Source organism: Streptomyces sp. NPDC002403, from assembly GCF_053593015.1.
In genome coordinates, this window is the sequence record NZ_JBSFBQ010000008.1 from 189,875 (window position 1) to 205,281 (window position 15,407).

General features: G+C 71.1%; 15 protein-coding genes. 14 read left to right on the top strand and 1 reads right to left on the bottom strand.

Annotated elements, in window-relative coordinates; all coding sequences use genetic code 11:
* Positions 1-57 precede the first annotated feature (57 nt).
* From aroC to nusB, 8 genes are all read left to right on the top strand, one after another.
* Positions 58-1,242: a chorismate synthase gene (aroC, locus tag ACWCPY_RS12870; RefSeq protein WP_406252172.1), complete on the top strand. Its 1,185-nt coding sequence runs from the start codon at positions 58-60 to the stop codon at positions 1,240-1,242.
* Positions 1,239-1,787 carry a shikimate kinase gene (locus ACWCPY_RS12875; protein WP_451264323.1) on the top strand — a complete coding sequence of 183 codons (549 nt, stop codon included), beginning with the start codon at positions 1,239-1,241 and terminating at the stop codon, positions 1,785-1,787. Before aroC ends, ACWCPY_RS12875 begins: the two co-directional genes overlap by 4 nt.
* Positions 1,784-2,878 (top strand): 3-dehydroquinate synthase, encoded by a 1,095-nt coding sequence (gene aroB / locus ACWCPY_RS12880; protein WP_451264324.1) that lies wholly within the window; start codon positions 1,784-1,786, stop codon positions 2,876-2,878. The genes ACWCPY_RS12875 and aroB overlap by 4 nt, the downstream gene beginning before the upstream one ends.
* Positions 2,875-3,315, top strand: a complete 441-nt coding sequence (gene aroQ, locus ACWCPY_RS12885) for a type II 3-dehydroquinate dehydratase (protein ID WP_451264325.1) — start codon at positions 2,875-2,877, stop codon at positions 3,313-3,315. Before aroB ends, aroQ begins: the two co-directional genes overlap by 4 nt.
* 128 nt (positions 3,316-3,443) lie before the next feature.
* Complete coding sequence (locus tag ACWCPY_RS12890; RefSeq protein ID WP_451264326.1) at positions 3,444-4,265, top strand: Pro-rich N-terminal domain-containing protein; 822 nt, start codon at positions 3,444-3,446, stop codon at positions 4,263-4,265.
* A gap of 93 nt (positions 4,266-4,358) precedes the next feature.
* A complete protein-coding gene (locus ACWCPY_RS12895; RefSeq protein WP_451264327.1) occupies positions 4,359-5,465 on the top strand; it encodes an aminopeptidase P family protein in 1,107 nt (368 codons plus the stop codon).
* A gap of 50 nt (positions 5,466-5,515) precedes the next feature.
* Positions 5,516-6,082 carry an elongation factor P gene (efp, locus tag ACWCPY_RS12900; RefSeq protein WP_329817706.1) on the top strand — a complete coding sequence of 189 codons (567 nt, stop codon included), beginning with the start codon at positions 5,516-5,518 and terminating at the stop codon, positions 6,080-6,082.
* Between the two features lie 2 nt (positions 6,083-6,084).
* Positions 6,085-6,516: a transcription antitermination factor NusB gene (gene nusB, locus ACWCPY_RS12905; RefSeq protein ID WP_072484538.1), complete on the top strand. Its 432-nt coding sequence runs from the start codon at positions 6,085-6,087 to the stop codon at positions 6,514-6,516.
* 185 nt (positions 6,517-6,701) lie between these two features.
* On the opposite strand, the gene bldD is transcribed toward nusB, so the two are convergent.
* Positions 6,702-7,202, bottom strand: coding sequence for a transcriptional regulator BldD (gene bldD / locus ACWCPY_RS12910; protein ID WP_014044812.1), 501 nt, complete (start codon positions 7,200-7,202; stop codon positions 6,702-6,704).
* 221 nt (positions 7,203-7,423) lie between these two features.
* Here bldD and pyrR point away from each other — a divergent pair, with 221 nt between their 5' ends.
* The 6 genes from pyrR to carB all read left to right on the top strand — a co-directional run bounded on the left by pyrR (position 7,424) and on the right by carB (position 15,383).
* Positions 7,424-8,008: a bifunctional pyr operon transcriptional regulator/uracil phosphoribosyltransferase PyrR gene (gene pyrR / locus ACWCPY_RS12915; protein ID WP_072484539.1), complete on the top strand. Its 585-nt coding sequence runs from the start codon at positions 7,424-7,426 to the stop codon at positions 8,006-8,008.
* A 93-nt stretch (positions 8,009-8,101) separates the two neighbouring features.
* Positions 8,102-9,079: an aspartate carbamoyltransferase catalytic subunit gene (locus tag ACWCPY_RS12920; RefSeq protein ID WP_451264362.1), complete on the top strand. Its 978-nt coding sequence runs from the start codon at positions 8,102-8,104 to the stop codon at positions 9,077-9,079.
* A 2-nt stretch (positions 9,080-9,081) separates the two neighbouring features.
* Positions 9,082-10,368 (top strand): dihydroorotase, encoded by a 1,287-nt coding sequence (locus ACWCPY_RS12925; protein WP_451264328.1) that lies wholly within the window; start codon positions 9,082-9,084, stop codon positions 10,366-10,368.
* Complete coding sequence (locus ACWCPY_RS12930; RefSeq protein WP_451264329.1) at positions 10,365-10,943, top strand: PH-like domain-containing protein; 579 nt, start codon at positions 10,365-10,367, stop codon at positions 10,941-10,943. The genes ACWCPY_RS12925 and ACWCPY_RS12930 overlap by 4 nt, the downstream gene beginning before the upstream one ends.
* The gene (carA, locus tag ACWCPY_RS12935; protein ID WP_451264330.1) at positions 10,940-12,082 is read left to right on the top strand and encodes a glutamine-hydrolyzing carbamoyl-phosphate synthase small subunit; all 1,143 of its coding nucleotides are present in this window, start codon (positions 10,940-10,942) and stop codon (positions 12,080-12,082) included. Before ACWCPY_RS12930 ends, carA begins: the two co-directional genes overlap by 4 nt.
* On the top strand, positions 12,075-15,383 hold the full coding sequence (gene carB / locus ACWCPY_RS12940; RefSeq protein ID WP_451264331.1) for a carbamoyl-phosphate synthase large subunit: 3,309 nt from the start codon (positions 12,075-12,077) through the stop codon (positions 15,381-15,383). The genes carA and carB overlap by 8 nt, the downstream gene beginning before the upstream one ends.
* Positions 15,384-15,407 lie beyond the last annotated feature (24 nt).

Genomic DNA, 15,407 nt, shown 5'->3' on the forward strand with positions numbered 1-15,407 from the left:
AGGGCCGCGCACCCGGTCGCGCCGTCGCAGTTCCAGGCGCGAGCATGAGGAGCACCGTTGAGCAGGTTGCGCTGGCTGACCGCGGGGGAGTCGCACGGCCCCGCACTCGTGGCGACGCTGGAGGGTCTTCCCGCCGGCGTCCCGATCACCACGGAGATGGTGGCGGACGCACTCGCCCGGCGGCGGCTCGGTTATGGCCGCGGTGCGCGGATGAAGTTCGAGAAGGACGAGGTCACCTTCCTCGGCGGGGTGCGCCACGGCCTCACCATGGGCTCGCCGGTCGCCGTGATGGTGGGCAACACCGAGTGGCCCAAGTGGGAGCAGGTCATGTCGGCCGACCCGGTCGACCCCGAGGAGCTGGCCGCGCTGGCCCGCAACGCCCCGCTGACCCGCCCGAGGCCCGGCCACGCCGACCTCGCGGGCATGCAGAAGTACGGCTTCGACGAGGCACGGCCGATCCTGGAGCGCGCCAGCGCCCGGGAGACGGCGGCCCGCGTCGCGCTCGGCGCCGTCGCCCGGTCCTACCTCAAGGAGACCGCCGGCATCGAGATCGTCAGCCATGTCGTCGAGCTGGCCGCGGCCAAGGCGCCCTACGGCGTCTACCCGACGCCCGCCGACGTCGAGCGGCTCGACGCCGACCCGGTGCGCTGCCTGGACGCCGACGCGAGCAAGGAGATGGTCGCGGAGATCGACCAGGCCCACAAGGACGGCGACACCCTCGGCGGCGTCGTCGAGGTGCTGGCGTACGGGGTGCCCGTCGGACTCGGCTCGCACGTCCACTGGGACCGCCGTCTCGACGCCCGGCTCGCCGCCGCCCTCATGGGCATCCAGGCCATCAAGGGGGTCGAGGTCGGTGACGGTTTCGACCTGGCCCGGGTCCCCGGCTCCAAGGCGCACGACGAGATCCTGGTCACCGAGGACGGCATCAAGCGCGCCTCCGGCCGCTCCGGCGGCACCGAGGGCGGCCTGACCACCGGCGAGCTGCTGCGGGTCCGTGCCGCGATGAAGCCCATCGCCACCGTGCCGCGCGCACTCGCCACCGTCGACGTCGTCACCGGCGAACCCGCCAAGGCCCACCACCAGCGCTCCGATGTCTGCGCCGTTCCGGCCGCGGGCATCGTCGCCGAGGCGATGGTCGCGCTGGTCCTGGCCGACGCCGTCGCGGAGAAGTTCGGCGGCGACAGCGTCGCCGAGACCCACCGCAACGTGCAGTCGTACCTCGACCACCTCCAGATCCGATGAGCGGCCCGCTGATCGTCCTCGTCGGCCCGATGGGCGTCGGCAAGTCCACGGTCGGTGAGCTGCTCGCCGGCCGGCTCGGCACCGGCTACCGGGACACCGACGCGGACGTCGTGGCCACGGCCGGCAAGCCGATCGCGGAGATCTTCTACGACGAGGGCGAGGAGCACTTCCGGGAGCTGGAGCGACAGGCGGTGCACACAGCCGTCGCCGAGCACACCGGTGTCCTCTCCCTCGGCGGCGGCGCGGTGCTCGACGACACGACCCGCGCCCTGCTCGCCGGCCGCCCCGTCGTCTATCTCTCGATGGATGTCGAGGAGGCGGTCAGGCGGGTCGGCCTGAACACCGCCCGCCCGCTCCTGGCGGTCAACCCGCGCCGGCAGTGGCGCGAGCTGATGGACGCCCGCCGCCACCTGTACACCGAGGTGGCCCGGGTGACCGTCGCCACCGACGAGCGCACCCCCGAAGAGGTCGCCCAGGCGATCCTCGACGCACTGGAACTGCCGGAGGACGGCCCCGTCGCCCCCGGCCGGGAGAACACACCATGACCGAGCAGGGCCCCACCCGCATCCGGATCGCAGGCAGCGCGGGCACCGACCCGTACGAGGTACTGGTCGGCCGTCAGCTGCTGGGCGAGCTGCCCGCGCTCATCGGCGACCGTGCCAAGCGCGTCGCGGTGCTGCACCCCGAGGCACTCGCCGAGACCGGTGAGGCGGTCCGCCAGGACCTCGCCGAGCAGGGCTACGAGGCCATCGCGATCCAGCTGCCGAACGCCGAGGAGGCCAAGACCGTCGAGGTCGCGGCGTACTGCTGGAAGGCGCTCGGCCAGACCGGCTTCACCCGCACCGACGTGATCGTCGGCGTCGGCGGCGGAGCCACCACCGACGTGGCCGGATTCGTCGCGGCGAGCTGGCTGCGCGGGGTGCGCTGGATCGCCGTGCCGACGACCGTGCTCGGCATGGTCGACGCGGCCGTCGGAGGCAAGACCGGCATCAACACCGCCGAGGGCAAGAACCTCGTCGGCGCCTTCCACCCGCCGGCCGGGGTCCTCTGCGACCTCGCGGCGCTGGACTCGCTGCCCGTCCACGACTACGTCAGCGGCATGGCCGAGGTCATCAAGGCCGGTTTCATCGCCGACCCGGCCATCCTCGACCTCGTCGAGGCGGACCCGGAGGGCGCCCGCACGCCGACCGGACCGCACACCGCCGAGCTGATCGAACGCGCCATCCGGGTCAAGGCCGAGGTCGTCTCCAGCGACCTGAAGGAATCCGGACTGCGGGAGATCCTCAACTACGGCCACACCCTGGCCCACGCCATCGAGAAGAACGAGCGCTACAAGTGGCGGCACGGCGCCGCCGTCTCGGTCGGCATGGTCTTCGCCGCCGAGCTGGGCCGGCTGGCCGGACGTCTCGACGACGCCACCGCCGACCGGCACCGCGCCGTCCTGGAGTCCGTCGGACTGCCGCTCACCTACCGTGGCGACCAGTGGCCCAAGCTGCTGGAGAACATGAAGGTCGACAAGAAGTCCCGCGGCGACCTGCTGCGCTTCATCGTCCTCGACGGCCTCGGCAAGCCCACCGTCCTGGAGGGCCCCGACCCGGCCGTGCTGCTCGCCGCCTACGGGGAGGTGTCGGCATGACCCGCCGGGTACTCGTCCTCAACGGCCCGAACCTCGGCCGGCTCGGCTCCCGCGAGCCGGACGTGTACGGCGCCACGTCCTACGCCGGACTCGTCGAGACCTGCCAGGCGCTCGGCAAGGAGCTCGGCTTCGACGTCGACGTCCGCGAGACCAACGACGAGGGCGAGATGATCCGCTGGCTCCACGAAGCCGCGGACGGTTCAATTCCGGTCGTTCTCAACCCGGGTGCGTTCACCCACTACTCGTACGGGATGCGGGACGCGGCGGCCCAGCGCACCGCCCCGCTGATCGAGGTGCACATCTCGAACCCCTACGCGCGGGAGGAGTTCCGCCACAACTCCGTGGTCGCGCCGGTCGCCACGGGGACCGTGGCCGGATTCGGCATCGGTTCCTACCGCCTCGCGCTGCGCGCCCTCGCGGACGAGCAGACCGACTGACGGACCGGAGTTTCCCGGCCGACCGGGCACCGTGGCGCGTCCCCGACCGTTGTTCCAGCGGCGGCCGGGGACGGTACGGTTGCCGTTCCACCAGCGCCAGTTGCCTGTACGAGACGGAGTGGCACCGGATGCAGCACGCAGTGGGGGCCCCGCTGCCGCCGCCCCAAGGCCCCGGAAACGGACCTGTCGGCTGGTCGCACCAGGCCCAGCACCCCGGCCACCCCGGTCCGCCGGGGCCGCCGCCCACCACCCCGCCCACGCCCGGCGGGTGGAGCGGGCCGGCCCCGCACCACGCCCCGGGGCCTCCCACGAGGGAGACCACGGGACACGTCCAGCTGCCGCCCGGCGGCCCCGTCCCGCTGCCCGCACCGCCCGCCGAGCCCGGCACCGGCAGCGCGACCCTCGCCGTCCTCCTGATCGGTCCGGCGGGCGCCGGCAAGACCACCGTGGCCAAGCTCTGGGCCAGCCGCCGCCGGGTGCCCACCGCCCATGTCAGCCTCGACGACGTCCGTGAATGGGTCTGCTCCGGCTTCGCCGACCCGCAGTCCGGGTGGAACGACCACTCCGAGGCCCAGTACCGCCTGGCCCGCCGCACCTGCGGCTTCGCCGCCCGGAACTTCCTCGCCAACGGCATCTCCTGCATCCTCGACGACGCGGTCTTCCCCGACCGGCCGGTCGTCGGCCTCGGCGGCTGGAAGCGCCATGTCGGCCCCGGACTCCTGCCCGTCGTCCTGCTGCCCGGCCTGGAGATCGTGCTGGAGCGCAACGCCGCCCGCAGTGGCAACCGCCGCCTGTCGGACGAGGAGGTCGCCAGGATCCACGGCAGGATGGCCGGCTGGTACGGCTCAGGCCTGCCGATCATCGACAACTCGACGTACGACGTGGAGACCACCGCCCGCGTCCTGGACGACATACTCGCCCGCTCCATAGCCAGCCCCCCGGCCTGGTGAACCACTGCCGGACGGCGCTCCCGGCCGGCGGCCGCCCCCCCGGTCGGGTGCGCTGACCGAGCAGGCCCGCGCCACCGCTCGTAGGCTCGTGACATGTCAGAGGTGTACGCCGTCCGCCGCGGGCTGCTCCGCGACCGGTGCGCCGCCGTCGGATCCGCGGCCGCTCTGGTCTCCCGCCCCGCCAACGTCCGCTATCTCGCGGGCGGGGCGCCCCCGGGGGCCGTGCTGCTGCTCGGACCCGGCGGGGACGTCCTGCTCACCCCCCGCGCCCCGAGCGGTGATCCCGCCGACGGCCGCACCGACGAACAGCTGCGGCTGTCGCTGCTGCCGGGCTCCGACGGCGATCCGGTGGTCGCGGCCGCCGATCTTGCCGCCTCCTCGGGCGCGGAGTCCCTCGCCGTCGAGGAGCACCATCTGACGGTCTCCCGCCACCGGGCCATGGGCTCGGTCGCCCCCCGCCTGAGGCTGGCCGACCTAGGTGCCACCGTCGAGCAGCTGCGGGTGGTCAAGGACGAGGAGGAGATCGCCTGTCTGCGGATCGCCGCCGAGATCACCGACCAGGCCCTGGGCGAACTCCTGGAATCCATCCTGGTGGGCCGCACCGAACGGCATCTCGCCCTGGAGCTGGAGCGCCGGCTGGTGGACCACGGCGCGGACGGTCCCGCCTTCGCCACCTCTGTCGCCACCGGCCCCAACTCCGGGCAGGGCCGCCACCGCCCCTCGGACCGCCGGGTCGAGGAGGGAGATTTCCTCTCCGTCTGCCTGGGCGCGAACTACCGTGGCTACCGCTGCGAGATCGGCCGCACCTTCGTCATCGGGACGACGCCCGCCGACTGGCAGATCGAGCTCTACGACCTGGTTTTCGCCGCTCAGCGGGCCGGGCGCGAGGCTCTCGTGCCGGGCGCCGCCTACCGCGACGTGGACCGCGCGGCCCGGTATCTCCTGGACTCCGCGGGGCACGGCGGGGGCCTGGCGCCCTGGACCGGGCACGGGGTGGGACTCGAAATCGACGAGGACCCGCAGTTGGCACCTGCGGCCATGGGTAAACTGGACGCTTGTGTGCCGGTCACCGTCGAACCGGGGGTCCACCTCCCGGGCCGGGGCGGGGTCCGGATCGATGACACGCTCGTCGTGCGCCCCGAGGCGGACGGCGGACCCGAGCTACTCACCATTACGACCAAGGAGCTGCTCGCGCTCTAGCGCGCATCCTCGGTCGTTCCACCAGCTTCAGTCCAGGAGATTCCGCAACCGTGGCTTCCACGAACGACCTCAAGAACGGCATGGTGCTCAAGCTCGACGGAGGCCAGCTCTGGTCCGTCGTCGAGTTCCAGCACGTCAAGCCCGGCAAGGGCCCGGCCTTCGTGCGCACCAAGCTCAAGAACGTGCTCTCCGGCAAGGTCGTCGACAAGACGTTCAACGCCGGTGTGAAGGTCGAAACGGCCACCATCGACCGTCGCGACATGCAGTTCTCGTACATGGACGGCGAGTACTTCGTCTTCATGGACATGGACACCTACGACCAGCTCATGGTCGACCGCAAGTCCGTCGGTGACGCCGCCAACTTCCTGATCGAGGGCTTCACCGCCTCCGTGGCGCAGCACGAGGGCGAGGTGCTCTACGTCGAGCTCCCGGCCGCCGTCGAGCTCGTCATCCAGGAGACCGAGCCGGGCGTCCAGGGCGACCGCTCCACCGGTGGCACCAAGCCCGCCACCCTGGAGACCGGCTACCAGATCCAGGTACCGCTCTTCATCACCACCGGTGAGAAGGTCAAGGTCGACACCCGCACCAGCGACTACCTCGGCCGGGTGAACAGCTAACCGTGGCTGCCCGGAACAAGGCCCGCAAGCGCGCCTTCCAGATCCTCTTCGAGGCCGACCAGCGCGGCGAATCCGTGCAGACGGTCCTCGCGGACTGGGTGCGGCACTCGCGGGCCGACAACCGTCAGCCGCCGGTCACCGAGTACACGATGGAGCTCGTCGAGGGGTACGCGCAGTACGCGGACCGGATCGACGACCTCATCGTGACCTACGCGGTGGACTGGGAGATCGACCGCATGCCGGTCGTCGACCGGAACATCCTGCGGCTCGGTGCGTACGAGCTGATCTGGGTGGACGGCACCCCGGACGCGGTGGTGATCGACGAGGCGGTCCAGCTCGCCAAGGAGTTCTCCACCGACGACTCCCCGTCCTTCGTGAACGGGCTGCTGGCCCGCTTCAAGGACCTCAAGCCGAACCTCCGCCGCGAGCAGTAGCCGACGGCGGCGTTCAGCCGACGAAGGGCCCATGGTCTGCGGACCGTGGGCCCTTCGGCATGCGGCGGACCGGCACGCACGGACCGTCGCACATCAGCCGGCGCACACGAAAAAGCCGTGCCGGCGCGGTCACCCGAAGGAGTGAACCCGCGCCGAACACGGCGGTACGTTTCTTCAGTGGGGCCTCAGCCCTCTTCGTGGGCCACGGCACGACGCGCGTCGGCGTCCAGCACGCCCCAGCTGATCAGCTGCTCCGTGAGCACCGACGGCGACTGGTCGTAGATCACGGCCAGTGTGCGCAGGTCGTCCTGGCGGATCGAGAGCACCTTGCCGTTGTAGTCACCGCGCTGGCTCTGGATCGTCGCCGCGTAGCGCTGCAGCGGACCGGCCTTCTCCGGCGGGACGTGGGCGAGGCGCTCCAGGTCCAGGACCAGCTTCGGCGGCGGCTCGGCGGCCCCTCCGGGCGTCGTGCCGGGCAGGAGCTCCTGCACCGGGACCCCGTAGAAGTCCGCGAGCTCGGCCAGGCGCTGCACGGTCACGGCGCGGTCGCCGCGCTCGTACGAACCGACGACGACGGCCTTCCAGCGGCCCTGGGACTTCTCCTCCACGCCATGGAGGGAGAGGCCCTGCTGGGTGCGGATGGCACGGAGTTTGGCCCCGAGCTGTTTTGCGTATTCGCTGGACATAAGGCTCCCCGGACGCTGGGACATTTCGCGGCTCCGCCGCGTTGCTGGTAACTCACTGTGAGGTTACGCAGCGTTACTTGGATGCGTCAAGCCGAATGGTCCGGACCGGCCCTTCCCGGGGGTGGGATCGGAGGCCGGCGCAAGCCCTGGTAACGTGGTTGACGCAATTTCGACGTCCTTTAAGGTCCGTCCCGTGAGGCGGAGAAGGAGGTCCGTTTCTTATGGACGCACAGCACGAAGCCACCGGCAATGCGGCACGCCCCGTTCTGGAGGCTCCCGACATCGCCCGGGTACTGACCCGGATCGCCCACGAGATCGTCGAACGTGCCAAGGGCGCCGACGACGTGGTGCTCCTCGGCATTCCGACGCGGGGCGTCTTCCTCGCCCGCCGGCTCGCCGAGAAACTCGAAGAGATCACCGGCGGAAAGATGCCGGTCGGCTCCCTCGACATCACCATGTACCGCGACGACCTGCGGCTGCGCCCGGCGCGCGCCCTGGCCCGCACCGACATCCCCGGCGAGGGCATCGAAGGCCGCCTGGTCGTCCTCGTCGACGACGTCCTCTTCTCGGGCCGCACGATCCGTGCCGCGCTCGACGCCCTGGGCGACATCGGCCGGCCCCGCGCGGTGCAGCTCGCGGTCCTCGTCGACCGCGGTCACCGCGAACTCCCGATCCGTGCCGACTACGTCGGCAAGAACCTCCCCACGTCGCTGCGGGAGACGGTCAAGGTCCAGCTCGCCGAGGAGGACGGCCGGGACGCCGTGCTGCTCGGTGTCGAGCGGACCGCCCCGACGGGCGAGCAGTAGCCGCACCGCACCCGTACGGCCCGGCCACGAGCCGTACGGCCGCTTCCGCACGCCCGCATGCCTGAACCCCTCCAGCCCCCGGAGAACACCCAGATGAAGCGCCACCTCATCTCGGCCGCCGATCTCACCCGCGACGACGCCGTCCTGATCCTCGACACCGCCGAGGAGATGGCCAGGGTCGCGGACCGGCCGATCAAGAAGCTCCCCACCCTGCGCGGCCGTACCGTCGTCAACCTCTTCTTCGAGGACTCGACCCGTACCCGCATCTCCTTCGAGGCAGCCGCCAAGCGCCTGTCCGCCGACGTCATCAACTTCTCCGCGAAGGGCTCGTCCGTCTCCAAGGGCGAGTCGCTCAAGGACACCGCGCTGACCCTGGAGGCGATGGGCGCCGACGCCGTCGTCATCCGGCACGGCGCCTCCGGGGCCCCGTACCGCCTCGCCACCTCCGGCTGGATCGACGGCGCCGTCGTCAACGCCGGTGACGGCACCCACGAGCACCCCACCCAGGCCCTCCTGGACGCCTTCACGATGCGCCGCCGCCTGGTCGGCGCCGACAGCGGACTGGGCCGGGACCTCGAAGGCCGCCGGATCACCATCGTCGGCGACATCCTGCACAGCCGGGTGGCCCGCTCCAACGTCCACCTGCTGAACACGCTCGGCGCCCACGTCACCCTGGTGGCCCCGCCGACCCTCGTCCCCGTCGGCGTCGAGCAGTGGCCCTGCGAGGTCAGCTACGGCCTCGACGAGGTGCTGCCGAAGTCCGACGCGGTGATGATGCTGCGTGTGCAGCGTGAACGGATGAACGCCGCGTACTTCCCGACCGAGCGCGAGTACTCCCGCCGCTACGGCCTGAACGGCGACCGGATGGCGAAGATGCCCGCGCACGCCGTCGTCATGCACCCCGGCCCGATGGTGCGTGGCATGGAGATCACCGCCGAGGTCGCCGACTCCGACCGGTGCACGGCCGTCGAGCAGGTCGCCAACGGCGTCTCGATCCGCATGGCCGTCCTGTACCTGCTGCTGGGCGGGTACGAATCCGCCGCCCCGTTCCGTACCGAGGAGAACAAGTAACCATGAGCAAGATCCTTATCCGCGGCGCGAAGATCCTCGGCGGCGAACCCCAGGACGTCCTCATCGACGGCGAGACCATCGCCGAGGTCGGCACGGACATCGAGGCCGGTGACGCACGCGTCGTCGAGGCCGGGGGCCAGATCCTGCTGCCCGGCCTGGTCGACCTCCACACCCACCTGCGCGAGCCGGGCCGGGAGGACTCCGAGACCGTCCTCACCGGCACCAAGGCGGCGGCCGTCGGCGGCTTCACCGCCGTGCACGCCATGGCCAACACCTTCCCGGTCGCCGACACCGCCGGTGTCGTGGAGCAGGTCTGGCGGCTCGGCAAGGAGTCCGGCTACTGCGACGTGCAGCCGATCGGCGCCGTGACGGTGGGCCTGGAGGGCAAGAAGCTCGCCGAGCTCGGCGCCATGCACGACTCGGCCGCCGGGGTGAAGGTCTTCTCCGACGACGGCAAGTGCGTCGACGACGCGGTGATCATGCGCCGCGCGCTGGAGTACGTGAAGGCCTTCGGCGGCGTCGTCGCCCAGCACGCCCAGGAGCCCCGTCTCACCGAGGGCGCCCAGATGAACGAGGGCGTCGTCTCCGCGGAACTCGGTCTCGGCGGCTGGCCCGCCGTCGCCGAGGAGTCGATCATCGCCCGCGACGTCCTGCTCGCCGCCCACGTCGGCTCCCGGGTGCACATCTGCCACCTGTCGACCGCCGGCTCCGTCGAGATCGTCCGCTGGGCCAAGTCCAAGGGCTGGAGCGTCACCGCCGAGGTGACCCCGCACCACCTGCTCCTCACCGACGAGCTCGTACGCTCCTACAACCCGGTCTACAAGGTGAACCCGCCGCTGCGCACCGAGGCCGACGTCATGGCCCTGCGCGAGGCGCTCGCCGACGGCACCATCGACTGCGTCGCCACCGACCACGCCCCGCACCCGCACGAGGACAAGGACTGCGAGTGGGCCGCCGCCGCCATGGGAATGGTGGGCCTGGAGACCGCGCTGTCCGTGGTCCAGCAGACGATGGTCGACACCGGGCTCATCGACTGGGCGGGTGTCGCCGACCGGATGTCGTTCCGCCCGGCCGCCATCGGACGGCTCGACGGGCACGGCCGGCCCGTCTCGGCGGGCGAACCCGCCAACCTCACGCTCGTCGATCCGGCTTACCGTGGTGTCGTGGACCCCGCGGGCTTCGCCTCCCGCAGCCGCAACACTCCGTACGAGGGGCGTGAGCTGCCGGGCCGAGTGACCCACACCTTCCTGCGGGGCCGTGCAACGGTCGTCGACGGGAAGCTCGCGTGACATCACTCATCCCCCTGTACCACCTCGCCGCCGAGCAGAAGTCGGCCGAGGTGACCGACTGGTCCGCCCGGATCAGCTGGGTCGTCGGACTGCTCGTCCTGATCGCCTTCGTCTACTGGCTGATGCGCCAGGGATGGAAGTGGCGGGGCAGCCTCCAGTCCGACCTGCCGGAACTCCACTCCACCCCCGAAGGGTTCGCGGACGGCGAGAAGCTGCTCACGCTGACCGGCCGGTACCACGCCTCGACCACCGCCGGGCAGTGGCTCGACCGGATCGTGGCCCACGGCCTCGGCACCCGCAGCCGCGTCGAGCTGACCCTGACCGATCAGGGCCTCGACGTCGTACGCCCCGGCGCGGCCGACTTCTTCGTGCCGGCCGCCGCACTGCGCGGGGCCCGGCTCGACAAGGGCATCGCGGGCAAGGTCCTCCCCGAGGGCGGCCTGCTGATCATCACCTGGGCCCACGGCGACAAGCTGATCGACTCCGGCTTCCGCTCCGACCGCTCGGCCGAGCACCCGGCCTGGGTCGAGGCCATCGACCAACTCACCAGAACTACGGAAGGCACCGCACGATGACGATCTCCACCCGGGGAGCCGCCAAAGCTCCCGCCGTACTCGTCCTGGAGGACGGCCGCGCCTTCCGCGGCCGCGCCTACGGGGCCGTGGGGGAGACCTTCGGCGAGGCGGTTTTCTCCACCGGCATGACCGGCTACCAGGAGACGCTGACCGACCCCTCGTACCACCGCCAGGTCGTCGTGATGACCGCCCCGCACGTCGGGAACACCGGGGTGAACGACGAGGACCCCGAGTCCGGACGGATCTGGGTCTCCGGCTACGTCGTCCGCGACCCCGCCCGGGTGCCCTCCAACTGGCGCTCGCGGCGCTCGCTGGACGAGGAGCTGGAGCGCCAGGGCGTCGTCGGCATCAGCGGCATCGACACCCGCGCCCTCACCCGCCACCTGCGCGAGCGCGGCGCCATGCGCGTCGGCATCTTCTCCGGCGACGCGATCGCCGACGAGGCCACGCTGCTGGCGCGGGTCCAGCAGGCCCCCGAGATGGTGGGCGCCGACCTCTCCGCCGAGGTCGCCACCAAGGAGACGTACGTCGTCCCCGCGATCGGCACCAAGAAGTTCACCGTCGCCGCGATCGACCTCGGCATCAAGGGCATGACCCCGCACCGGATGGCCGAACGCGGCATCGAGGTGCATGTGCTGCCCGCCACCGCCACCCTGGAGGAGGTGTACGCGGTCGAGCCCGACGGCGTGTTCTTCTCCAACGGCCCCGGCGACCCGGCCACCGCCGACCACCCGGTCTCCGTCATGCAGGGCGTCCTGGAGCGGAGGACCCCGCTCTTCGGCATCTGCTTCGGCAACCAGATCCTGGGCCGCGCCCTCGGCTTCGGCACCTACAAGCTGAAGTACGGCCACCGCGGCATCAACCAGCCCGTGCAGGACCGCACGACCGGCAAGGTCGAGGTCACCGCGCACAACCACGGCTTCGCCGTCGACGCCCCGCTCGACAAGGTGTCCGAGACGAAGTTCGGCCGCGCCGAGGTCTCCCACGTCTGCCTGAACGACCAGGTCGTCGAGGGGCTCCAGCTCCTGGACCAGCCGGCCTTCAGCGTCCAGTACCACCCCGAAGCAGCCGCCGGCCCGCACGACGCCGCGTACCTCTTCGACCGTTTCGTATCCCTGATGGAGGGCCAGCGTGCCTAAGCGCTCCGATATCCAGTCCGTCCTGGTCATCGGCTCCGGCCCGATCGTCATCGGCCAGGCCGCCGAGTTCGACTACTCCGGAACCCAGGCCTGCCGCGTCCTCAAGTCCGAGGGCCTGCGCGTCATCCTGGTGAACTCCAACCCGGCGACGATCATGACCGACCCGGAGATCGCCGACGCCACGTACGTCGAGCCGATCACCCCCGAGTTCGTCGAGAAGATCATCGCCAAGGAGCGCCCCGACGCGCTGCTCCCGACCCTGGGCGGCCAGACCGCGCTCAACACCGCGATCTCCATGCACGAGAACGGTGTCCTGGAGAAGTACGGCGTCGAGCTCATCGGCGCCAACGTCGAGGCCATCAACAAGGGCGAGGACCGCGACCTCTTCAAGGGCGTCGTCGAGGCCGTCAACGCCAAGATCGGCCACGGCGAGTCCGCCCGCTCGGTCATCTGCCACTCCATGGACGACGTCCTCGCGGGCGTCGAGACGCTCGGCGGCTACCCCGTCGTCGTCCGCCCGTCCTTCACCATGGGCGGCGCCGGCTCCGGCTTCGCGCACGACGAGGACGAGCTGCGCCGCATCGCCGGACAGGGCCTGACGCTCTCGCCGACCACCGAGGTGCTCCTGGAGGAGTCCATCCTCGGCTGGAAGGAGTACGAGCTGGAGCTGATGCGCGACAAGAACGACAACGTCGTGGTCGTCTGCTCCATCGAGAACTTCGACCCGATGGGTGTCCACACCGGTGACTCGATCACCGTCGCCCCGGCGATGACGCTCACCGACCGCGAGTACCAGCGGCTGCGCGACATCGGCATCGCGATCATCCGCGAGGTCGGCGTCGACACCGGCGGCTGCAACATCCAGTTCGCCATCGACCCCGCCGACGGCCGGGTCATCGTGATCGAGATGAACCCGCGCGTCTCCCGCTCCTCGGCGCTCGCCTCGAAGGCCACCGGCTTCCCGATCGCCAAGATCGCCGCCAAGCTGGCCGTCGGCTACACGCTCGACGAGATCCCCAACGACATCACCGAGAAGACCCCGGCCTCCTTCGAGCCGACCCTCGACTACGTCGTCGTCAAGGCGCCCCGGTTCGCCTTCGAGAAGTTCCCCTCCGCCGACTCCACCCTCACCACCACCATGAAGTCGGTGGGCGAGGCCATGGCGATCGGCCGCAACTTCACCGAGGCCCTCCAGAAGGCGCTGCGCTCGCTGGAGAAGAAGGGCTCGCAGTTCGCCTTCACCGGTGAGCCCGGCGACAAGGCCGAGCTGCTGGCCGAGGCGGTCCGCCCGACCGACGGCCGGATCAACACCGTCATGCAGGCGATCCGGGCCGGCGCCACCCAGGAAGAGGTCTTCGACGCCACGAAGATCGACCCCTGGTTCGTCGACCAGCTCTTCCTGATCAAGGAGATCGCCGACGAGCTCGCCGCCGCCGACAAGCTCGGCCCCGAGCTGCTCGCCGAGGCCAAGCGGCACGGCTTCTCCGACGCGCAGATCGCCGACATCCGCAGCCTGCGCGAGGACGTCGTGCGCGAGGTGCGGCACGCGCTGGGCATCCGCCCGGTCTACAAGACGGTCGACACCTGCGCCGCCGAGTTCGCCGCGAAGACGCCGTACTTCTACTCCAGTTACGACGAGGAGAGCGAGGTCGCGCCCCGCACCAAGCCGGCGGTGATCATCCTCGGCTCCGGCCCCAACCGCATCGGCCAGGGCATCGAGTTCGACTACTCCTGCGTCCACGCCTCCTTCGCGCTGAGCGACGCGGGCTACGAGACCGTGATGGTCAACTGCAACCCGGAGACCGTCTCCACCGACTACGACACCTCCGACCGCCTGTACTTCGAGCCGCTGACGCTCGAGGACGTGCTGGAGATCGTGCACGCGGAGACGCTCGCCGGCCCGGTCGCCGGTGTCGTCGTCCAGCTCGGCGGCCAGACCCCGCTGGGCCTGTCGCAGGCGCTCAAGGACAACGGCGTGCCGGTCGTCGGCACCTCCCCGGAAGCCATCCACGCCGCCGAGGACCGCGGCGCCTTCGGCCGCGTCCTGGCCGAGGCCGGGCTCCCGGCCCCCAAGCACGGCACGGCCACCACCTTCGACGAGGCCAAGGCCATCGCCGACGAGATCGGCTACCCCGTCCTCGTGCGCCCCAGCTACGTGCTCGGCGGCCGCGGCATGGAGATCGTGTACGACGAGGCCCGGCTCTCCTCGTACATCGCCGAGTCCACCGAGATCAGCCCCACCCGGCCGGTCCTGGTCGACCGCTTCCTCGACGACGCGATCGAGATCGACGTCGACGCGCTCTACGACGGCACCGAGCTCTACCTCGGCGGCGTCATGGAGCACATCGAGGAAGCCGGCATCCACTCCGGCGACTCCGCCTGCGCGCTGCCCCCGATCACGCTCGGCGGCCACGACATCAAGCGGCTGCGGGCCTCCACCGAGGGCATCGCCAAGGGCGTCGGCGTACGCGGGCTGATCAACATCCAGTTCGCGCTCTCCGGCGACATCCTCTACGTCCTGGAGGCCAACCCGCGCGCCTCGCGCACCGTCCCCTTCACCTCGAAGGCGACCGCGGTCCCGCTCGCCAAGGCCGCGGCCCGCATCTCGCTGGGCGCGACCATCGCCGAGCTGCGCGCGGAGGGCCTGCTCCCGGCCGACGGCGACGGCGGCACCCTCCCGATGGACGCGCCGATCTCCGTCAAGGAGGCCGTCATGCCGTGGTCGCGCTTCCGCGACATCCACGGCCGCGGCGTCGACACCGTCCTCGGCCCGGAGATGCGCTCCACCGGCGAGGTCATGGGCATCGACTCGGTCTTCGGCACGGCGTACGCGAAGTCGCAGGCCGGCGCCTACGGCCCGCTGCCCACCAAGGGCCGCGCCTTCATCTCGGTCGCCAACCGCGACAAGCGCTCGATGATCTTCCCGGCGCGCGAACTCGTCGCCCACGGCTTCGAGCTGCTCGCCACCTCCGGCACCGCCGAGGTCCTCAAGCGCAACGGCATCAACGCCACGATCGTGCGCAAGCAGTCCGAGGGCGTGGGCCCGCAGGGCGAGAGGACCATCGTCCAGCTGATCCACGACGGCGAGGTCGACCTCATCGTCAACACGCCGTACGGGACGGGCGGCCGCCTCGACGGCTACGAGATCCGTACCGCGGCCGTGGCCCGGTCCGTGCCGTGCCTGACGACGGTCCAGGCGCTCGCCGCCGCCGTCCAGGGCATCGACGCGCTCACCCACGGAGGCGTCGGCGTCAGTTCCCTCCAGGAACACGCGGAACATCTGACCGCGGCCCGCGACTAGCAGACCGGCAGGGGGACACCGGAA